Annotated in this window: 19 protein-coding genes; 10 read left to right on the top strand and 9 right to left on the bottom strand. The window is 41.5% G+C overall.

Annotation, left to right across the window (positions count from 1 at the left end; all coding sequences use genetic code 11):
- The first annotated feature begins 2 nt into the window (after nt 1-2).
- The 3 genes from I4Q58_RS06275 (at nt 3) to I4Q58_RS06265 (ending at nt 5,241) form a co-directional block, all read left to right on the top strand.
- Nucleotides 3-3,107: a WD40/YVTN/BNR-like repeat-containing protein gene (locus I4Q58_RS06275; protein WP_203294922.1), complete on the top strand. Its 3,105-nt coding sequence runs from the start codon at nt 3-5 to the stop codon at nt 3,105-3,107.
- A 101-nt stretch (nt 3,108-3,208) separates the two neighbouring features.
- Complete coding sequence (locus tag I4Q58_RS06270; protein WP_203294920.1) at nt 3,209-4,513, top strand: DUF6252 family protein; 1,305 nt, start codon at nt 3,209-3,211, stop codon at nt 4,511-4,513.
- A 182-nt stretch (nt 4,514-4,695) separates the two neighbouring features.
- Nucleotides 4,696-5,241 (top strand): CopD family protein, encoded by a 546-nt coding sequence (locus I4Q58_RS06265; RefSeq protein ID WP_203294918.1) that lies wholly within the window; start codon nt 4,696-4,698, stop codon nt 5,239-5,241.
- Here I4Q58_RS06265 and I4Q58_RS06260 read toward each other — a convergent pair.
- The 3 genes from I4Q58_RS06260 to I4Q58_RS06250 are packed head-to-tail and all read right to left on the bottom strand — an operon-like array spanning nt 5,205 to nt 7,048.
- The gene (locus I4Q58_RS06260; RefSeq protein WP_203294916.1) at nt 5,205-5,549 is read right to left on the bottom strand and encodes an antibiotic biosynthesis monooxygenase family protein; all 345 of its coding nucleotides are present in this window, start codon (nt 5,547-5,549) and stop codon (nt 5,205-5,207) included. The two genes, I4Q58_RS06265 and I4Q58_RS06260, sit on opposite strands and share 37 nt — an antisense overlap.
- Nucleotides 5,550-5,972 (bottom strand): hypothetical protein, encoded by a 423-nt coding sequence (locus tag I4Q58_RS06255; RefSeq protein WP_203294914.1) that lies wholly within the window; start codon nt 5,970-5,972, stop codon nt 5,550-5,552.
- Nucleotides 5,972-7,048, bottom strand: a complete 1,077-nt coding sequence (locus I4Q58_RS06250; protein ID WP_203294912.1) for an isoaspartyl peptidase/L-asparaginase family protein — start codon at nt 7,046-7,048, stop codon at nt 5,972-5,974. Before I4Q58_RS06250 ends, I4Q58_RS06255 begins: the two co-directional genes overlap by 1 nt.
- A 207-nt stretch (nt 7,049-7,255) precedes the next feature.
- Here I4Q58_RS06250 and I4Q58_RS06245 point away from each other — a divergent pair, with 207 nt between their 5' ends.
- The 3 genes from I4Q58_RS06245 to amaB all read left to right on the top strand — a co-directional run bounded on the left by I4Q58_RS06245 (nt 7,256) and on the right by amaB (nt 10,038).
- Nucleotides 7,256-7,762: a CAP domain-containing protein gene (locus tag I4Q58_RS06245; protein WP_203294910.1), complete on the top strand. Its 507-nt coding sequence runs from the start codon at nt 7,256-7,258 to the stop codon at nt 7,760-7,762.
- Nucleotides 7,763-7,831: 69 nt separating this feature from the next.
- Entirely contained in the window at nt 7,832-8,368 is a 537-nt protein-coding gene (locus tag I4Q58_RS06240) for a 3-hydroxyanthranilate 3,4-dioxygenase (protein WP_203294908.1), read from the top strand.
- Nucleotides 8,369-8,481: 113 nt separating this feature from the next.
- The gene (gene amaB / locus I4Q58_RS06235; protein ID WP_203294906.1) at nt 8,482-10,038 is read left to right on the top strand and encodes an L-piperidine-6-carboxylate dehydrogenase; all 1,557 of its coding nucleotides are present in this window, start codon (nt 8,482-8,484) and stop codon (nt 10,036-10,038) included.
- A gap of 61 nt (nt 10,039-10,099) precedes the next feature.
- On the opposite strand, the gene I4Q58_RS06230 is transcribed toward amaB, so the two are convergent.
- The 6 genes from I4Q58_RS06230 to I4Q58_RS06205 form a co-directional block, all read right to left on the bottom strand.
- Complete coding sequence (locus tag I4Q58_RS06230) at nt 10,100-10,825, bottom strand: metallophosphoesterase (protein ID WP_203294904.1); 726 nt, start codon at nt 10,823-10,825, stop codon at nt 10,100-10,102.
- A gap of 57 nt (nt 10,826-10,882) precedes the next feature.
- The gene (locus I4Q58_RS06225; protein WP_203294903.1) at nt 10,883-11,974 is read right to left on the bottom strand and encodes a DNA helicase PriA; all 1,092 of its coding nucleotides are present in this window, start codon (nt 11,972-11,974) and stop codon (nt 10,883-10,885) included.
- Nucleotides 11,975-12,034: 60 nt separating this feature from the next.
- Complete coding sequence (locus I4Q58_RS06220) at nt 12,035-13,171, bottom strand: SPFH domain-containing protein (RefSeq protein ID WP_203294900.1); 1,137 nt, start codon at nt 13,169-13,171, stop codon at nt 12,035-12,037.
- Nucleotides 13,172-13,174: 3 nt separating this feature from the next.
- On the bottom strand, nt 13,175-14,188 hold the full coding sequence (locus tag I4Q58_RS06215) for a T9SS type A sorting domain-containing protein (protein ID WP_203294898.1): 1,014 nt from the start codon (nt 14,186-14,188) through the stop codon (nt 13,175-13,177).
- Nucleotides 14,189-14,223: 35 nt separating this feature from the next.
- Nucleotides 14,224-15,360: an ATP-binding protein gene (locus tag I4Q58_RS06210; protein ID WP_203294896.1), complete on the bottom strand. Its 1,137-nt coding sequence runs from the start codon at nt 15,358-15,360 to the stop codon at nt 14,224-14,226.
- A gap of 172 nt (nt 15,361-15,532) precedes the next feature.
- Nucleotides 15,533-16,285, bottom strand: a complete 753-nt coding sequence (locus I4Q58_RS06205; protein ID WP_203294894.1) for an SDR family NAD(P)-dependent oxidoreductase — start codon at nt 16,283-16,285, stop codon at nt 15,533-15,535.
- A 126-nt stretch (nt 16,286-16,411) separates the two neighbouring features.
- On the opposite strand from I4Q58_RS06205, the gene I4Q58_RS06200 reads away from it, so the two are divergent.
- From I4Q58_RS06200 to I4Q58_RS06185, 4 genes are all read left to right on the top strand, one after another.
- Nucleotides 16,412-17,215 carry a DUF4382 domain-containing protein gene (locus I4Q58_RS06200; RefSeq protein WP_203294893.1) on the top strand — a complete coding sequence of 268 codons (804 nt, stop codon included), beginning with the start codon at nt 16,412-16,414 and terminating at the stop codon, nt 17,213-17,215.
- 183 nt (nt 17,216-17,398) lie between these two features.
- Nucleotides 17,399-17,842: a hypothetical protein gene (locus tag I4Q58_RS06195; protein WP_203294891.1), complete on the top strand. Its 444-nt coding sequence runs from the start codon at nt 17,399-17,401 to the stop codon at nt 17,840-17,842.
- 286 nt (nt 17,843-18,128) lie between these two features.
- Nucleotides 18,129-19,133, top strand: a complete 1,005-nt coding sequence (locus I4Q58_RS06190; RefSeq protein WP_203294889.1) for an AAA family ATPase — start codon at nt 18,129-18,131, stop codon at nt 19,131-19,133.
- A gap of 90 nt (nt 19,134-19,223) precedes the next feature.
- Nucleotides 19,224-20,090 carry a DUF58 domain-containing protein gene (locus tag I4Q58_RS06185; protein WP_203294888.1) on the top strand — a complete coding sequence of 289 codons (867 nt, stop codon included), beginning with the start codon at nt 19,224-19,226 and terminating at the stop codon, nt 20,088-20,090.
- The last annotated feature ends 21 nt before the right edge of the window (nt 20,091-20,111 follow it).

Below are 20,111 nucleotides of genomic sequence, written 5' to 3'. Positions count from 1 at the left end.
TTATGAACCGTTTTTCTATATTATCATTACTCTTAATTTGTTTTAGCATTAGTTCCGACACCTTGTATGCCCAGACCTATGACGAAACCCTCTACGACGCCTTGGAATACCGGCTTATCGGTCCGTTTCGTGGTGGAAGAAGTGCAGCCGTTACGGGTGTTCCGAATAAGCCAAATCTGTTTTATTTTGGCGCTACTGGCGGTGGGGTTTGGAAAACACTAAATGGTGGACGAACATGGGAGAATATTTCGGATGGATATTTCGGTGGAAGTATTGGAAGTATTGAAGTAGCTGAAAGCGATCCAAATGTAATTTATGTAGGAGGAGGTGAAAAGACGGTTCGTGGAAACGTTTCCTCCGGCTATGGCATGTGGCGTACCGAAGATGCTGGAAAAACATGGCAGCCAGCAGGATTGGAAAAAAGTCGACATATTCCTAGAATTGCGGTTCATCCAAACGATTACAATACGGTTTATGCAGCGGTGTTGGGCAATATTTATAAACCAACAAAGGAACGCGGCGTCTACAAAAGCACCGATGGTGGAAAAACATGGGAGCGTAAATTATTTTCAAATGAAAATGCCGGTGCCGTCGATTTGGTGATGGATCCCAATAATCCGAGAATTCTGTATGCCTCCACTTGGAACGTGCGAAGAACACCGTACAGTCTAAGCAGCGGAGGCAAAGGTTCCGCACTTTGGAAAAGTACCGATAGCGGGGAAACTTGGACGGAAATCTCACTAAATAAAGGATTTCCGAAAGATACCTTAGGAATAATTGGCGTTACCGTTTCACCAGTAAACAGCGAACGTGTGTGGGCCATCGTGGAACATAAGGACGATGGAGGTGTATATCGAAGCGATGATGGTGGTGAAACCTGGATTCAGGTGAACGACGAACGGAAACTTCGTCAACGGGCTTGGTATTACACCCGAATTTACGCAGATACCGAGGATGAAGACATCGTCTATGTGTTGAATGTTCGCTACCATAAAAGCACGGATGGAGGGAAAACCTATGACACCTATAATGCGCCGCATGGTGATCATCACGATTTATGGATTGCTCCCGAAAATCCGGATCGTATGATTATCGGTGATGATGGTGGGGCACAAGTGACCTATGACGGAGGTGAAACATGGAGTACCTATCACAACCAACCCACCTCACAATTTTATAGGGTTACGACCGATAATGCCTTTCCATATCGTATTTATGCAGCCCAACAGGATAATAGCACGGTACGTATTCCACATAGAACGGAAAACTGGAACATAGATGAAGACGATTGGGAATCAACCGCTGGTGGCGAAAGTGCACACATCGCGGTAGATCCCGAAAATCCGGAGATAGTGTATGGAGGAAGTTATGACGGATTTCTAACGCGCTATAACCATGAGCAAAATACCATCAGAAGTATTTCGGTTTGGCCCGATAATCCGATGGGGCATGGTGCGGAAGCGATGAAGTATCGTTTTCAATGGAATTTCCCGATATTCTTTTCACCCCATGATCCCGATAAACTTTATACAGCTTCCAATCATTTACACATGACTACCAATGAAGGGCAAAGCTGGGAGACCATAAGTCCAGACTTAACGCGAGATGTTCCAGAGATGCAGAAATCATCGGGAGGACCGATAACGCAAGACAATACTTCAGTGGAATATTACAATACCATTTTCGCCGCAGCTGAAAGTCCGATAACGCCTGGTTTACTGTGGACTGGAAGCGACGATGGATTGGTTCATATATCCCGAAACGGTGGCGAGAGCTGGGAAGATGTAACGCCCAAGGGAATGCCGGAATGGGTAATGATCAATAGTATAGAACCTTCAGCATTCGATGCTGGAACGGCTTACATTGCAGGAACACGTTATAAACTAGGCGATTTTGCGCCGTATTTGTATAAAACGTCAGATTACGGAAAAACCTGGAAGAAGATTACTGATGGAATCGAAAGCGAACACTTCACCCGTGTGCTTCGTGAAGATCCGAAACAAAAAGGACTGTTGTACGCCGGAACGGAAACAGGCATGTACATTTCGTTTAACGATGGTGCAAGTTGGAAACCATTTCAACTTAATCTTCCTATTGTACCAATTACCGACTTAGCTATCAAGCAAAACAACTTGATTGTCGCTACCCAAGGGAGAAGCCTTTGGATTATTGATGACCTCAGCGTACTTCACCAATTGGCAAACGCTTCGAAAAATGAGAACTATCTGTTTCAACCCAAAGACACCTACCGAATGGGCGGTGGTAGCAGGGAAGGTTCGCTTACTTCAGGAACGAATCACCCTAGCGGCGTTATGACCTATTTCAACCTTAAAGAAGAGCCCAAGGAAGGTGAAACCATTCGCTTGAGTTATGTTACGATGCAGAATGATACGATTCAGACCTTTTCAACCAAAGGGAAAAAAGACAAAAAACTAGAAGTGAAGAAAGGTGCTAATTACCATACATGGGATATGCGCGGGGAAGGTGCCGAGCGACTAGACGGTATGATTCTGTGGTGGGCAAGTACCGAAGCGCCGCAGGCAGTACCCGGAAACTATAAGGTCGTTTTAGAAGTAGAAGGTGAAGAATTGGTGCAAACCTTCACTATTTTGCCAGAGGAAAATGCGGAAGCGAGCGTAGCAGAAATGCAACAGCAATATGATTTTATATCAGACATCAATGAAACAGTCGATAAAGCCCATAAAAGCATCAAAAAGATTCGAAACATCAATGGCCAACTTCAAGCATTTCAAGAGCAGTATAAGAACAATGAAGCGGTGGCCGATTTGGTTGAAAAAGCCGAGAAACTATCAGATTCCTTATCCACCATCGAAAAAGCACTCTATCAAACTAAAAACCGCAGTGGTCAGGATCCGTTGAACTTTCCGATTCGACTGACCAACAAACTCGCGCATTTAAATAGTTTGGTGAGTATGGACGATTTCCCACCAACTGATCAGGATATTCAGGTGAAGAATGAACTAACACGAAAAATAGAGGACGAACTGGAAAGATTTAATCGGCTGATTTCAGAGGAAGTTACCGCCTTCAACAAGGGCTTTATTAATAAACGTTTGAACTATCTATTCGTTGAGGAGGAAAAATGAGGTGATGATAACCGGATTATAATTAGTAATTCGAGTGATTTAGAGTTATAACGGCTTGAGAATAAAAATTCTACTATATTTATAAGGTTTAAATAATTCAAATGAAAAAAATAGCTAGATTATTTTACCTAGTACTTGCTGCTTTCTCGGTAATATGTTGCACAGAAGATGATTCTGGTCCCACCGTTGCCCAGCAAGGAGAAATGGTTGCCATGATAAATGGTGAGAATTTTTCATCGTCCGCGACTACTACCTCCGCTTCCCTTTCTCAAACCCGATTTACAATTACAGCCTTAGATGAAGATACAGGCAGACGGATTTCGATTAGTGTACATGCCGTAGCGGAAGGCACTTATGAACTCGGATTGGATAATTCGGTAAATGGGCGCGCTACTCTTACAGTAAACGATAGTGATCCATTCGAATCTGATGTATATGGCGGAAGTGGGAAGCTGACAATAACCGACCTAGATTTGGAAAATAAAACGGTAACGGGTCTGTTTCGCTTTGTGGCTATTAGGGAAGACCTAAACAATCAAGGAATAACGGAAATAATAGAGGTAACCGATGGTTCATTTAGCCAAGTTTCGCTTGGATTAGAACTTTTCAAAAGTGTTATAGACGGAACTCCTTTTAACGCTGATGTTGTACATCGAAATATTCAAGATCCTTACGTTTATTTTAATTCCTTTTTTTCAATGGGAGGCGAAGAAATGGATTTTGGAATGTCTTTTCCTCAAGACATTTCTGAAGGCACCTATAATTTTGGGAATTCTGAAAATGGTATTGGGGTGGGCATTCATATATTGGATTTGGATGAGGGGGATTATCAAAGCTTTTCGCCTGTTAGTGGGACACTAACCATAACAAACAACAATCTTCAAGAAAGAATTATCGAGGGTTTCTTTAATACTATACTCGAAATTGATAATGGAGAACTGGATACAACCATAGCGATAACAAATGGTACGTTTACGATACAATTAGGTAATAATAGCAGTAATTCATTAAGCATGGAAATAAATGGCAATTCGCTGACGGTAGTTCCAATCGCTAGAATTTACTTTAGAGAAGGGAGCGCAATATATCATTTTGTCCCTGCAATCATAAACAACAATGGGAACCCAAACTTTTCAATAAGATTTCCTGTATCAATTTCGGAGGGCACCTATAATTTCGGAGCACCTGGATCTGAACTTCAAGGATATGTTTCAGCAATATATACACCAGGTAGTTACGAAGACGAGAGTTATAGAGCTATCAGTGGAACATTCATAATTACTAATTACGATGCCGTAAATGGGATTATTGAAGGAACATTTAATTTTATAGGGCAATATGGCGATCCAACCAATGAGGATACCGTAGAGATAACAGATGGTAGTTTTTCTTTATCCCTAGAATAATAATTAGCTATATAGTGTCCAAAGATTTTTGGTAACGGTACTTTCGATGAATTATGAAGTAGTAGAATTAGATTTTTTAGGCGGTAATTCTTGAACCGAAAGATAGACCAGAAAAGTATTTTGATATATAAAACTATTTGTGCTAAAGACAAACAGGTTTTTTATTTTGTACTTTTGAAACGATGGAATACAATTATGTCAAGGCGCTACACCTAATCTTTGTTATTACTTGGTTTGCAGGGCTTTTTTACATCGTTCGCCTCTTTGTATACCAAATTGAAGCTTCCGAAAAACCTTCTCCCGAAAAGGAAATTTTGGGAACCCAACTGAAGCTAATGGCAAAGCGACTATGGTATATCATAACTTGGCCTTCAGCAGTCTTGGCTATCGGGTTTGCCATATGGCTTATTTTGGAACGCACTTTTTATCTGACCGATGCTTGGATGCAAGTGAAATTGGGCTTCGTTTTCTTATTGATACTCTACCATCTAAAATGCCACCAAATCTTCAAACAATTGCAGCGCGATGAGGTGAAGCATTCGTCCAATTTTATGCGACTGTTTAATGAAGGCGCTACGATTATCCTTTTTGCAGTGGTCTTTTTGGTGATGCTTCGGCATGCCATTAACTGGATTTATGGCGTGGTGGGAATTATCCTATTTTCAATTCTATTAATGCTCGGCTATAAATTCTACAAACGGTTACGGGAAGGGAAGGGAAAAGAGTAAGGTACAGAAAATTCATATTCGCGTTCCACTTTACAAATCCTTACGTTATACCATTTGTACCATTGCCTGCGACCTTTTTCTTGTGCAATTTGATGATCCAGGTGGGCTTTCCAATGTTTAATGGAATCTAAACTATCCCAATAGCTAACCGTGATGCCTAATTCACTTTTGGCCGAATCCATTCCGATATAGCCAGGTTGTTGCTTTGCTAGCTCCTCCATGGTCGCAGCCATTTCACTATAGCCTTCGATGTTTTTGGTTTGAAGACTGGTGAAAATAATGGCGTAATAGGGAAGCTTCGGTTTCACTTAATACGAATTTGGGAAGAGTCGATCGTGAATGCGTTCTACCACCCAGTTTCCAATCGGAAAATAAGCAGCGAAAAACATAGCCATAACCAAGGCAAAAGTATAGGGGCCGAACCATTCAACTAAAATATTATTGGGATATACGTAAGAAGTTTGAAGCGCATAACCGCTGAATTCCAATAGTCCCATGGCTACCAAACCATACGCATATTGACGAAAAACGGGTTTTCCCAATAACCAAACGGAAACAGGAATCATGTAAAGTCCGTAACAGGTGACCACTTGCCACCAATTTTCGAAACGCGCTATTTCGAAGGTGATGCCGATATAGTTCATTATAAACCCAACCGAAAGATATACGACTACGTACACGCTGTAGAGTGAAATAGGCTGCGATTTCAGCTTTTGGATGATAGCCGTCACTAGTCCTTATACATTTTGATGGTTAGCTCACCTTTGTCGTTCATATAGGCGCGGTACATGCCTTCCGTATTGAATTCCATGGAAACGTTTCCGTATTTGTCTAATGCTACGATACCACCATCGCCTCCTAAGGCTGAAAGTTTTTCCTGAATTACCGTTTGCGAAGCCTCCTGAAGCGTTTTGCCGCCATATTCTATCATTGCTGAAATATCGTGCGCTACCATTCCTCTAATGAAATATTCACCCCAACCCGTTGAAGAAACACCGCAGGTGGCATTATTAGCATAGGTTCCTGCGCCAATTATGGGCGAATCGCCAATTCGGTTCCATCGTTTGTTGGTCATACCTCCTGTAGAGGTACCCGCTGCCAAATTGCCATTTTTGTCTAAAGCCACACAACCAACGGTTCCAAATTTATAGTCTTTCGCAGAAGGATCGAAACTAGCCGAAACCTTTGCGTCGTGATCTAATTCTGTCTTTTCCTTTTCCTTAATCCGCTGTAAGGATTGGAAGCGATTTTCGGTATAAAAATAGGATGGATCAACGAGTTCAAACCCTTGTCCTTTTGCGAAGGTTTCAGCACCTTTTCCGCTAAGCATCACGTGTGGACTGTCTTCCATCACGGCAAGCGCCAAATTTATAGGATTTTTGATACGCGTCACCCCAGCAACGGCTCCAGCATTTAATGATTCGCCTTCCATGATACTAGCATCCATTTCGTTGGTTTCTTCATTGGTGAAGACAGCTCCTTTTCCAGCGTTGAACAGGGGTGAGTCCTCCATCACGTTGATCGTTGCAGTGACGGCCTCCAAAGCAGTTCCACCGTTTTTTAGAATGTCATGACCCGTAGTAATCGCCTCTTTAAGTTTGGCGTTGTAAACGGTTTCCAGCGAATCGCTCATATGCTCCTTTTTGATGGTACCGGCACCACCGTGGATAACGATTGCAAATTCCTGTTGGATGGGTGCTTCTGGTTTTTCATTCGACCTACTATCTTGATTTTCTGTTGATTTTTGAGTTTCCTGGCAACCAAAAAGTAGGGTTAAGGCTGTTATAAATGTTAAAATTCTAAACATGTCTTACTAATTATTTCTGATACACGAAGATAGCACAAAATGCCCTGTTTGTGGGCGTTCAGCTTCAATTATTTGTAGGAAAATTTTATACAATTTTCTTTAAAACATCGATGAAATGCACATTAATTTCGATTAAGTGTTGTTTTTTGTAAGAATTATTTTATATTTGAATCAGCATCATGCCCCAAATTTGATGCCCCCGTACTTATGAAACTTATTAAAACTAGCCTACTTGCTATGGTATTGCTATTTACTGTAGCATCGTGCTCCAAAGACGAAGCGGTTGTTGAAGAAACCGTTCATTACACAATTGATGTCAATTTAGCCCAAGAAACCGATTGGACAATGGCCAACGAGATTCTTGACCTAGTAAACGCACATCGTACTTCTCAAGGTCTTTCGACGTTGAAAAGAGATCAGCAGTATGCTTCTGCCTATGCGGTAGATCATACGAAGTATATGATTTCTATTGAAGACATCAATCATGACAATTTTCAAACGCGCAAAGAGGCCATGAAAGATCGTGGTGCTATTCGAGTAAGTGAAAATGTTGCCTACGGCTATCAAACCGCCGAAGCAGTAGTAACCGCTTGGTTAAACAGCCCAGATCACCGTAAAAACATTGAAGGCGACTTCACACATTTAGGGTTTGGTGTATTGCAAAGCGAAGATGACAGTCGCTACTACTTCACACAACTTTTCTATAAGAAGTAAATTACGCAAATCGTTTTTCGGTTTTAAGCATTTGCCGTATTTTTATGGAAACTCCATAATAATACGGCTATGGCTATTCAGAAACCTTTCAACTTAAACGAGTGGATCGAAAAAAATCGGGAAAAACTAAAACCCCCGGTAGGAAATAAAAACCTTTATACCGAGGCAGACGATTATATCGTCATGATCGTGGCCGGTCCAAACGCTCGAAAGGATTATCACTATAATGAAACCGAAGAACTCTTCTACCAGTTGGAAGGCCACATAAAGGTCGCCATTCAAGAAGATGGCGAAAAGAAAGTAATGGAGTTAGGTCCTGGCGATATGTACCTACATCCTGCCAAAGTCCCACATTCTCCCATGCGCGGTGAAAACAGTATCGGCTTGGTAGTAGAGCGCAAACGTGCGGGTGAAGGCTACACAGACGGCCTCCTTTGGTTTTGCGAAAATTGCAACCATAAATTGTATGAAGTCTATTTTGAATTGGAAGATATCGAAAAAGACTTTTTACCCCATTTCAAAAAATTCTATAATTCTGAAGAACTTCGCACCTGCGATAATTGTGGGGAAGTGATGGAAACCGATGAGCGTTTCACAAGCGACTAAAATTCACTGAAAACGGTTCATTTTCAACCTTCTATTTTCATTTCTAATTCTTAGGGGTATTCCGTACCTTCGCAGTTCTATTTCATTCTGCAACAAAAAAGCAAAAAAATACTATGAGTACAGCAACCACAATGCGCTTTGGAATTGAGGAAGCGTTGCAACAATTAGGTATTGAAGATACCAATAAAGGAACATCTACCGGAACCGATTGGTTCGCAGGTGGCGATGCCATCGATTCGATATCCCCCGTAGATGGTGAAAAGATTGCCAGTGTTACCACGACTACAAAAGACGATTATGAAAAGGTAATCACTACTGCTACCGAAGCCTTTAAAAAGTGGCGTACCCTTCCCGCTCCACAGCGTGGTGAAATCGTACGTCAGTTTAATGAAGAGCTACGCCGATTAAAAGAACCGCTCGGGAAGTTGGTTTCCTACGAAATGGGAAAAAGCTACCAAGAAGGGTTGGGCGAGGTTCAGGAAATGATCGATATCTGCGATTTTGCCGTAGGTCTTTCTCGTCAGTTGCACGGACTAACCATGCACAGCGAACGTCCTGGTCACCGCATGTACGAACAATACCATCCACTTGGTGTGGTTGGGATTATCTCAGCCTTTAACTTCCCAGTAGCTGTTTGGAGCTGGAATACAGCTTTGGCGTGGGTATGTGGCGATGTTTGTATCTGGAAACCTTCAGAAAAAACACCACTTACCGGAATTGCCTGTCAGAAAATCGCAGCACGTGTGTTTGCTGAAAACGGACTTCCAGAAGGAATCTCCTGTTTGATCAATGGCGATTACCGTGTGGGTGAATATATGACGACCGATTCAAGAATTCCATTGATTTCTGCGACCGGTTCAACCCGAATGGGGAAAATCGTAGCAAAAACAGTAGGGGAACGACTTGGAAAAACATTATTGGAACTTGGTGGAAACAATGCCATCATCGTTACGCCCGATGCCGATATTAAAATGACGGTAATCGGAGCTGTGTTTGGCGCGGTTGGAACCTGCGGACAGCGATGTACCTCTACACGTCGATTGATTGTACACGAAGATATTTACGATAAGGTGAAGGATGCCGTAACCGATGCCTATAAGCAAATTAAGATTGGAAATCCGTTGGATGAAAACAACCACGTCGGACCCCTTATCGATACCGATGCGGTGAAGATGTACCAAGATGCTTTAAAGAGTGTGAAGGAACAAGGTGGAAATGTCATAGTTGAAGGTGGCGTATTAGAAGGTGAAGGCTACGAAAGTGGCTGTTATGTGAAACCTGCTATCGCAGAAGCCAAAAATGACATGCAAATTGTACAGCATGAAACGTTCGCACCCATTCTCTATTTGTTGAAGTATAGCGGCGACGTTGGAAATGCCATCGAAATCCAAAATGGTGTAAAGCAAGGATTGTCTTCAGCTATTATGACGAATAATTTACGTGAAGCCGAGCAGTTCTTGAGCCATGGTGGAAGCGACTGTGGAATCGCAAATGTAAACATTGGAACTTCTGGTGCTGAAATTGGTGGAGCCTTCGGTGGTGAAAAAGATACCGGCGGCGGACGTGAAAGCGGAAGCGATGCTTGGAAAATCTATATGCGTCGACAAACCAATACGATTAATTATACGACTGAATTACCGTTGGCTCAGGGTATTAAGTTCGATTTATAAATCGAAATTCAATAACTATTTAGACCCACAGGGTTTTTGAAACCCTGCGGGTCTTTTCTTTTTAATTCCGACCGTTTTCGTCAGGATATAAGGTATGCACCGGATCACTTTGCCACACTTCCTTGGTCTCTACATCCATCACAGAAACAGCGCCTTTAAAAGCGGCACCAGTATCGACATTCCAAACGTTTGCAAAATTTGCTGGTTTTTCGTGACCAATACGCGTAACGGGTGTGTGGCCTATAAACACTTCGTTGAAAAGCAATAAACGCTTGGGATATTTATCATCATCTTTAGCAATATCAGGGTTTAGTGCACAGACCATTTCCCATAAGGTTCGGTCCCAATACACCATATTTGGGTAGTATTCATTCTGTGGCCCATGTTGGTTGGTGAAACCGGCATGTAAGTACAGTCTATTATCTTCATCGATATAATAATTCATCAAATTTTCATACCAGCGAATATGTCGCTCTTTTTCTTCGGAAGACAGTCGGTCGTAGCTTTCACGGGTCAGTTCGCCTCCGTGTTGTAGCCAAACGGGATTGTTATCGCCATGTTTCAGGTACTTGTAGACCAGTTCATCATGATTCCCACGAATAAAGATGCATTCATATGTTTCGGAGAATTCTATTAAATAGGAAACCGTTTCGGCATTTTCACTCCAACCATCCACATAATCGCCTACAAAAATGAAGCGGTCGTCATCATTGAGGTTCATTTTTTCAAAAACCTGTTTCAATCCGCGTAGTCCGCCGTGTATGTCTCCTATTACCAATGTTCTCATAAACCGAAAATTCTTCTTCAAAAAAGAAACAAAATAATTTGAAGTTTCCGCTGGTCTTTAACGGTTTAGTAACAGTACAATAACCGCAATGGCTGCCAATACCCCCAATACGGTGAAGAATATTTTCCAGAACGAATACGGACGTTTTCCTGAAAGCACACCACTTTGTCCATTCACGAAGAAATTGTAACGTTTGCCCTTGTATTTATAAGCGCTGATATATACTGGGAGCAAGATATGTTTGAAGGTTTCTTCCGAAAGTTTCATGTCGAGGGAAGTCACGCGCTGCGTATCGCCTCCAATATCACGTCGTGCCCAACCATCGGCAATCTGTTTTGCCTGTTCGGTGGCAGCAAAATGCCCATCTTGAAGGGTGATGGTATATTTTTCGGTGACAAACCCTGCGAGATAATCGCTGCTGAAAGGCTTTAGGTCCTGAAGATTCCACCGCGCCACTTTTGAAGGAATGATACCCGAGCGCTGTTTGGAAGCTTTTACCAATGTATCATCTACAAATCCCGAAACACTTCCAAATGCAGGTGTCCATCGCGTTCTTCGCTCCCGAACCGTTCGTCTATTTTTTCCACTTCCGACGGTTTTGGTGACGTAGTAATAATCGCCACGCTGACCGGTATAATCGGCATATAGTTGCGCATCGAAGGTCCAATACGGCGCATACAGTCCTTTGGTATACTGCGGATCGAGCGCTGCTTTCTTAAGGTCGTTTGGCGCAAACCAAAGTCCCTTAACCCATTTTTTAAAGATCTGATGTGCCTCTTGTTGATCAATTTTGAAGGGTAAGACCGCACCTGGCAAAATCCATGATTCTTTTTGGGCATCTTCAACAATAAGTGGAGAACCACAATAGACGCAATGCAAGGATTTATAGTTTTCTTCGATATGCTGATTCGCACCACAATTTTTACATTGCAGCATCATGATTTCTTCGCTATGCGATTGTCTTCCTAATTCTTGGAGATATGGCTTAAGCTCCAGCTCTTCAAAACTGCTTTCCGATTTTGGAATTTCTTGGGTGTAGCCACAATATTCGCATTCCAATTCCGTGGTGCCAGGCGCATATTTCAGTTCCGCCCCGCAATTGACGCAGGATTTTTTGAGTTCGGTTTTTTTTGAAGCAGGAGTTTCCAAGTTGGTGTAGAAAGAAACCTCACAGGTTTTTGAAACCTGTGAGGTTTAATTGTAAATACATTACGAATTCGGTAACGGTGGTGGGGTATTACCCCCTAAAAAGGCTTTTAGTTCCTCTACTTCTTGTAGCGGTTGCCAACTTTGCATCCCTGCTTTCCAAACGAGCGTATCCTTATTTACGGTTCGTCCGGCGAACAGCGATCGAAGTTGTTCGAAGCCTACCGGTCCGCGTTGGTTCCCATCCACCGCATAATAATATTGTACGGCTTGAGGTACGGGTGGTGGTCCGCCAACTGCTTGCTGTTGCGGCATCGCCTGCTGTTGCTGCATTTGAGGTTGCATCATACCGCCCATTTGTTGGGCAAGCACAAAGCCCATTCCCATTCCCATGCCTGCACCTGCGGTGCCACCTTCATTTTGGGCGGCGGCTTCGATTGCTTTAGCGGTTTTGAATTTGGTCAGTTTGTCCAAATCCAATTTATCGATTCGGCTATACTCGAAGATCTCCTTCTTCAAATCTTCCGGCATCGAAACGTTTTCAATATAGAATTTCTCCAGAGAAATTCCCACTGTCTGAAATTCCGGCTTCATCACTTCGCGACAGGTATCGGACAATTCCGTGGTGTTCGCGGCGTACAATTCGATTGGAAGATTGGCCTCTCCAACGGTATCGGTGAAACGGGTAGCGATCAAACTTTTTAGGTGCTCATTAATTTCATAATTGGTGAAATTGTTATCCGTTCCTACGATATCGATAATAAATTTTCCAGGATCACTAATCTTAAAGGCATACGTTCCAAAGGCACGGATTTCAACTAAGCCGAAACGCTCATCGTTTAGCGTAATCGGATTTTTAGTACCCCACTTTTCATCGGTGAAGAGGTGGGTATTCACAAAATACACTTCCGCCTTAAATGGACTATCAAAACCGTACTTCCAACCTTTTAGGGTTGTTAGTATGGGAAGGTTTTTGGTATTGAGTGTATACGTTCCAGGCCCAAAGACATCGGCCAACTGACCTTCATTTAAGAACACAGCGGTTTGTCCCTCACGAACGATGAGTTTAGCATTGTTCTTTATTTCATTTTGGTAGCGCTCAAACCGATGACAAATGGTGTCGTCGGTATAGTCGAGCCATTCGATTATATCGATAAACTCATGACTTAGCTTCTCTTTTATTTTGTCGAAAATACCCATTGGTTACTGTTTAATAATTTTCTTAATGATACTTTGGTTTTCAATTTCTAGTTTGACGAAATATACGCCAGCGGCTATATCTGAAAGTGATAGGCCATTGCTTATATTTTGGATTGTTTTAATGACTTGACCTTGGATAGAAAATATGGTAGCAGAAACATTATGCGAATGCGGAATTCCTTTAATATACAATTGGTTTCCGGCTGGATTGGGGTAGACCTCCAAATTGGATACGTCGTACCTTGGGGAGGAAAGCAACGTAACTGTATTACAGTCTTCCGATACTTCAATATACCACGATTTTTGATACATACAGCCTGCTAAACAATCTCCCGAATAGACAGAGAATTGATAAATATTATCCTGTACTTGAATATCGGCAACTTCTAATTCCCAACCGTTCAGCAAAAACGGGATACCCTCATAATTGGTACGTGCTTCAAATGCATCTTCTAATGATACCTCAACAATATCTATATCTTCCACTGCTTCAAAATCATCTAATAAAGCATAAAGATTTAAAAATGCGATATCCGTTTCAATATGAAAATGGGTACACTCACATACGCTCAAGTCTAAAAAACTCTCTAACGAGAATTGATATTCCATCATTAAATCATCCAATTCCGGTATTCCTGAAACCCCCGTATTTTTAAAATCTTCAACCCAAGGCAAATCTGTAGCAACACTAAACACAATTTGTTTATAGCCAATTGGAAAATTATATTCTTGGTTTACCTTAATTTTGAATTCATTGAAAAGCGAATCGATGGTTTCACTGTTCTCAGGGTTTTCATAAATAGCTGAAAGCTTTTCCAAATAAGGAGTAATTCTACTTTCGGGAAGATAGGGGTTATCATAATCCGGATCTGCGGGGTCGCTCAAGATTTCCCGCATCGCTAAAAAAATCGCGCCCAAATTATATTCAGATTGAATATAAGGGTCAACTTCACATTGCGAAGACATTTGATATATAAATCCTATTGAAAAAATGATAGCGAATAGTGAAATCTTCATAAAGCAAAATTGTTGATACTTTAAATGTAGTGAATTTAATTGTACCTCACCTTCCTTAAAATTCGAGTGGCTTCCTTATAGGCCTGGTATACCTCTCCGTTCACATTTTTTAGATAGACTTTTGAGTCGTATAATTTTTCCAACGCCTTTTCAAAACCATTCAAATAACAGATAAGATAGGTTTCTGGAAGGTTTCGAAGGTCTTTTTCTTCTGAAGAGTGAAGCGGAATATCTTTTTTCAACTTTTCAATCAGCGCATTATTACTGTTAAAGATATGATGAAGCGATTTTTTATCAAAACGAGGAGGTTCAAAAATCAATTTTGAATCGATAATATAGGAACCGTTTTCGCGGAAGTGAATAATAACCTCTTCCAACGGGTAATATTTTTGCGGTTCGGTAAGACCGAGACTCACATATTCAACGGTTTTGAAGTAATCGTCGGTTACCTCGATCCGTACTTCATCCAAAGCAGAATAAAACAAACGAACCTGTTCGTTGATCAATTCAATGTCCACTCGCGAATAATACGACTTGTCCTTTACCTGCTTTTTAATGCCTGCCCAACATACCACAAACTGCTCCTTAAAAACCTTATAATGCGATTCGAGTTCATCGTGACGGTTGTTTAAAAAGTCGATGACCCCATCAAGGGTATGTTCAATATTATTCTTGGCTCGATTTTCAATCGATTTTACGATTTCAGAATTGACATCCCTAATTTCAATATCGAAATCTTTTGGCATCGAAATACTGCCGTCGCGCAAGAAGATAGAACCACCCCAATATTTCCAGATATTTTTGCGGAGGGAAGTGATTTTCCCATTCGGACGAATCGTTACAAGCCCAACCACCTTATCGGCGGGCAGGTGTGGAAACATCACATTTTCATACGAGATAATAGGGGGGTTGGTAAGATACGCGTTCACCAAATTCTGAATCTTGCTATCATCGAAAAAGTCAACTCCATTAATCTCATTTGTTTCATCTTCAACCCCAATCACGATAAAGCTGTTATTTTTCGGATTGCTATTGCTGAGCGCACAGATATGTTTTAGGAATTTCGCCTTTCCTTCCTTACTACCCAAATCGATCTTGCGCTTCTTGTCATAGAAACTACTCTCATCGTTATGCGCGAGTAAGTTTTTGATAAGAAGGCGTTTGTTGATCATGAATATTGATTCACTATTTAGTTGATATTTTATATCTCCCTTCGAGGGGAGAAACACCTGACTATGGCCAGGTGTAGAGGGGTGTTTAATAAGTTGTTTCTTCGGTAACCATCCTTACCTAATTGTCTTTTATACTTCAAATAAAAAATAACAATGAAAATAAGTAATAATTTCAATTCTTATTAACCACCGTCGACGATGCCTGGTCTAAGCACATCATAGTTACATCAGCGAGAACAACGTGTGGCGGACGCGAAACGGTAAACCAAATCACTTCGGCTACATCCTCAGGTTTTAATGGAGTATACCCTTCATATACCTTTTCCGCTCTTTTGGAATCCCCTTTAAAACGAACTTCACTGAATTCCGTCTGTACCAAGCCGGGATTGACGGCACTTACCTTAATGCCCGTTCCGTTGAGGTCTAACCGCATCCCTTCATTTAGCGCGTCCACAGCATGTTTGCTGGCACAATACACATTTCCTTTAGGATACACTTCCTTCCCTGCCGTCGATCCGATATGTAGGATATGCCCCTTTTCCCTTTTCAACATGGATGGCAAAACCGCCTTACTAACATATAGTAATCCCTTCACATTAATATCCAACATCGCATCCCAGTCATTGGTATCACCATCTTGAATCGAGTCCAGCCCATGGGCATTTCCGGCATTGTTTATCAGGATATCAATAGTATTGAAAGCTTCAGGTAAATTTTCGATTTGGGAAAAGACAGCTTCTTTATCCCGAACATCGAATGATAATGTATATACGTCCGTCAGTTGTGAGAGTGCTTCTTGTAACTTTTGTAATCGTTCTCCACGACGGCCACAAAGAATGAGTCGAAGTCCTTTTTCAGCAAAGAGTGTTGCCGTGGCTTTTCCTATTCCCGAAGTAGCTCCCGTAATGAATGCTGTTTTTGTCATAAGTGGTTTTTAAGTAAAATGAATATCGTTAAGGTGCGTTAAAATGTGCGTTAATTCCTGTTAAGAAACAAATTTCAAGGCTGTCATGCTTCTAAGTTTGAAATCGCAAACCTAAAAATACTTGATATGATTAAGAATGTAACAAATCTCGCGTTAATAATGCTTTTGGCTGTAGTAGTGTACTCTTGTAGCGATGATGATTCGAACCCAAATGATAATCCTAACAATGGAACGGCGCAGCTATCAGTTCAAATGGTGGATGCCCCTGGCGACTATGAAGCGGTGTATGTAGATGTGGAAGATGTTGTAGTGAAGTATGGCGACGACGAGAATGAAATTTCCGTTGGAAATGTGAATGCTGGTATCTATAACCTGCTAGAACTTACGGGTGGCGTTACGGCCGAATTATTTGATGGAGAAGTGGAAGCTGGAAACATCAAACAAATTCGTTTAATCTTAGGCGGTGATAACACTATAGTGGTCGATGGCGAAACCTATCCATTAGCGACCCCTAGTGCACAACAATCTGGGTTGAAAGTAAACGTAGATATGGACCTAGAATACGAAGAAGTTTATGATGTCGTGTTGGATTTCGATGTAGATGCTTCTATCGTAGAACAAGGAAACGGTGGTTATACATTAAAACCCGTTATCCGTGCCGAACAAGTTATAGGAACGGGTAGCATCACCGGGATCATTTTACCTGCAGGAGTGGTACAAACTAGTGTTACTGCAACAAACGGGACCTTCGAAGCAACTTCGTATACGAATACGGATGGTACATTTACGCTAATGGCATTACCCGTTGGAACCTATGATGTAACGATTAATATTGCAGAGGAAGTAAATCTTCCTCCGATTACAATTCCAGATGTTGAGGTAAATGCGAATGCCGAAACGACGCTCGAAACGATTGAATTGGAGCTATAGGGTAGAAAAAATTTTCGAAATTAAAAAGCGGACAATCGTCCGCTTTTTTTGTATTCCCCGAAATGATTTTGTTGTTAAAGTTTTTAAGTTAATCGCTGGTTAAAGCTGCTGTTAATCAATGTTAAGCAATATGGTTTGCCTTCTATCTGTCCGTAAATTTGAATCAAACAAATAACGAAAATTATGATCTGGAAGATTTCATTATACTTATTGTTCATCGGACTGCCGGCTGCAGTGGTAACCTCAATGGTAGAAGAAAATACGAATGACATTGGCGCACAGGATATAGCCATGGTAAATCATTCGGAAGCTACTGATGGTACCAAAGATTTTGAGTTAGTTGAAAAGGAAGAAGCACCTTCAGATGGGGCCATCTTAGGAAGCGTGATTACGGAAAAACCGGCAGCCGATGTTCAAATAAAGGCAACGAATGGTTCAGAAACAGTCACTGGAACTATAGAGTCGAATGGCGAATTTTTCATTAATGGCTTTGAAAAAGGAACGTATACAGTTTCCATCATAACAAAAAATGAATATGGTGCTCCAGATAATATTGAAGTTTTTAATGATGTCGAAATTGCAATTGGTGAAGTCACAGCACTCGGTACTGTCAATTTCGATAAATAAGATTTAGTTAGTAAATAGTGAAGGAAAGGGTCGCGCTTGCGATCCTTTTTTTTATTGTGAAAACCTGTTTTCAAGAACATTATAGAAGAAATTATAAAAATTTTATTTTTGCCATCGTTCTGGCAATAGCAATTGTCTTCTTGAAGCTTTGCTTTATTGAAACGTTTTGAAAATGGCCTCGTCTTTACGATGGCTAATTTAACCTATATTTAACAGGATTTTCTCGTATAAATACCCAATTTGCACGGTTGAAAATCCCGCTAGTTATACTGAAAATAATTGTGTTATGGAGCAAACAGATTCCAAATTGGACATCGGTGCCTTGAATGAAAAAATTGAAAAGGAAAGTGCCTTCGTCGATATCTTGACGATGGAAATGAACAAAGTAATCGTAGGCCAGAAAAAAATGGTCGAACGATTGTTGATTGGCTTGTTAGGACAGGGCCATATTCTACTGGAAGGAGTACCTGGTCTGGCAAAAACCCTTGCCATTAATACTCTATCAAAAGCGGTACACGGAAGTTTCAGTCGAATCCAGTTTACGCCCGACCTTCTTCCTGCGGATGTTATCGGAACCCTTATCTACAATATGAAGGTGAACGATTTCAGCATTAAGAAAGGACCTATTTTTGCAAATTTCGTATTGGCCGATGAGATTAACCGAGCGCCTGCGAAAGTACAGTCGGCCTTGCTCGAGGCGATGCAGGAAAAGCAGGTTACCATTGGAGAAGAAACCTTTAAACTCGATAAGCCTTTCTTAGTAATGGCAACCCAAAACCCAATCGAACAAGAAGGAACCTATCCATTACCTGAAGCACAGGTAGACCGTTTTATGTTGAAGACGGTTATCAATTATCCACAGCTTTCGGAAGAACAACTTATCATGCGCCAAAACCTTAAAGGTGGTTTTGAACAGGTGAATCCAGTTGTCACGATCGATCAGATTCTGCGCGCACAAAACGCGGTTCGTGAAGTGTATATGGACGAAAAAATCGAAAAATACATACTCGATATCATCTTCGCTACGCGAAATCCAGAGCAACATAAACTTGAAGACTTAAAGCCTTTAATCGGTTTTGGAACTTCGCCAAGGGGAAGTATTAACCTAGCCTTGGCTTCAAAATGCTACGCCTTCATAAAAAGACGTGGGTATGTGGTGCCAGAAGATGTTCGCGCTGTGGTACACGATGTGTTGCGTCACCGTATCGGTATTACCTACGAAGCGGAAGCCGAGAACATTTCTTCAGAAGACATCATCAACAAAATTGTGAATGTAATCGAAGTACCGTAATCACTGGACCATTACCTAAGCAGTACACCGTTGTTTTATTTATTGAAGAACGCCAACGACCACTGAAAAACGACTATCGACTACAAAAGAATGGATACCAAGGAGTTACTCAAAAAAGTTCGAAAAATCGAGATCAAGACCCGACGCTTGAGCGATCATGTGTTTGGGGGCGAGTACCATAGTACGTTCAAAGGACGTGGAATGACCTTCAGTGAAGTACGTCAATATCAGTTTGGCGACGATGTCCGAAATATCGATTGGAACGTTACGGCTCGTTACAATGAACCGTTTGTGAAGGTATTTGAGGAGGAACGGGAACTGACCATGATGTTGATGGCCGATATCAGCGGTTCGGAATTTTTCGGTACCGATGCCCAGTTCAAGAATGAAATCATTACGGAAATTGCTGCAACGCTAGCATTTTCAGCACTTCAGAATAACGACAAAATCGGATTGATCCTTTTTTCCGATGAAATTGAACTCTTCATTCCACCCAAAAAAGGAAAATCGCACGTACTCCGAATTATTCGTGAATTACTGGAGTTTGAACCGCAAAGCAAAAAAACGGACGTAGCACAGGCCTTGCGCTATATGACGAACGTGATTAAGAAAAAAGCGATTCTTTTCGTCCTATCCGACTTTATCGCTGATGACTATCGTGATACTTTAAAAATTGTGGCGAACAAACATGATGTTACCGGAATTCGAGTGTACGACAAACGTGAAGCCGAAATGCCGAATATCGGGATGGTGCAGATGCGGGATGAAGAAACGGGTGAACGAATGCTTGTGAATACGGGTTCTAAAAAAGTTCGACAGGAATACCACAAGTACTATCGCGGTCGAGTGGACTATTTTCAAGAGAGCTTCACTAAAAGCGGTGCGGGCGCCTTGAGTTGCCGAGTAGATGAAAGCTACGTGAAAAAGCTATTGGGATATTTTAAACGAAGAGCGTAAGATGGTGCAAAACCGACATAA

This window comes from Luteirhabdus pelagi (assembly GCF_016827595.1).
Taxonomy (GTDB): domain Bacteria; phylum Bacteroidota; class Bacteroidia; order Flavobacteriales; family Flavobacteriaceae; genus Luteirhabdus; species Luteirhabdus pelagi.
The sequence above is the reverse complement of the archived record's forward strand: the minus strand, read 5'-3'. Positions and strand labels throughout refer to the sequence as shown.

Excerpts from the sequence above, each read along its gene's own strand:
- I4Q58_RS06250 (WP_203294912.1), bottom strand. The coding sequence starts at position 7,048 with ATGTTTAGAATTTTAACATTTATAACAGCCTTAACCCTACTTTTTGGT.
- I4Q58_RS06195 (WP_203294891.1), top strand. The coding sequence starts at position 17,399 with ATGATCTGGAAGATTTCATTATACTTATTGTTCATCGGACTGCCGGCT.
- I4Q58_RS06265 (WP_203294918.1), top strand. The coding sequence starts at position 4,696 with ATGGAATACAATTATGTCAAGGCGCTACACCTAATCTTTGTTATTACT.
- I4Q58_RS06240 (WP_203294908.1), top strand. The coding sequence starts at position 7,832 with ATGGCTATTCAGAAACCTTTCAACTTAAACGAGTGGATCGAAAAAAAT.
- I4Q58_RS06185 (WP_203294888.1), top strand. The coding sequence starts at position 19,224 with ATGGATACCAAGGAGTTACTCAAAAAAGTTCGAAAAATCGAGATCAAG.
- I4Q58_RS06275 (WP_203294922.1), top strand. The coding sequence starts at position 3 with ATGAACCGTTTTTCTATATTATCATTACTCTTAATTTGTTTTAGCATT.
- I4Q58_RS06210 (WP_203294896.1), bottom strand. The coding sequence starts at position 15,360 with ATGATCAACAAACGCCTTCTTATCAAAAACTTACTCGCGCATAACGAT.
- I4Q58_RS06230 (WP_203294904.1), bottom strand. The coding sequence starts at position 10,825 with ATGAGAACATTGGTAATAGGAGACATACACGGCGGACTACGCGGATTG.
- I4Q58_RS06190 (WP_203294889.1), top strand. The coding sequence starts at position 18,129 with ATGGAGCAAACAGATTCCAAATTGGACATCGGTGCCTTGAATGAAAAA.
- I4Q58_RS06200 (WP_203294893.1), top strand. The coding sequence starts at position 16,412 with ATGATTAAGAATGTAACAAATCTCGCGTTAATAATGCTTTTGGCTGTA.
- I4Q58_RS06245 (WP_203294910.1), top strand. The coding sequence starts at position 7,256 with ATGAAACTTATTAAAACTAGCCTACTTGCTATGGTATTGCTATTTACT.
- I4Q58_RS06270 (WP_203294920.1), top strand. The coding sequence starts at position 3,209 with ATGAAAAAAATAGCTAGATTATTTTACCTAGTACTTGCTGCTTTCTCG.
- amaB (WP_203294906.1), top strand. The coding sequence starts at position 8,482 with ATGAGTACAGCAACCACAATGCGCTTTGGAATTGAGGAAGCGTTGCAA.
- I4Q58_RS06220 (WP_203294900.1), bottom strand. The coding sequence starts at position 13,171 with ATGGGTATTTTCGACAAAATAAAAGAGAAGCTAAGTCATGAGTTTATC.
- I4Q58_RS06215 (WP_203294898.1), bottom strand. The coding sequence starts at position 14,188 with ATGAAGATTTCACTATTCGCTATCATTTTTTCAATAGGATTTATATAT.
- I4Q58_RS06205 (WP_203294894.1), bottom strand. The coding sequence starts at position 16,285 with ATGACAAAAACAGCATTCATTACGGGAGCTACTTCGGGAATAGGAAAA.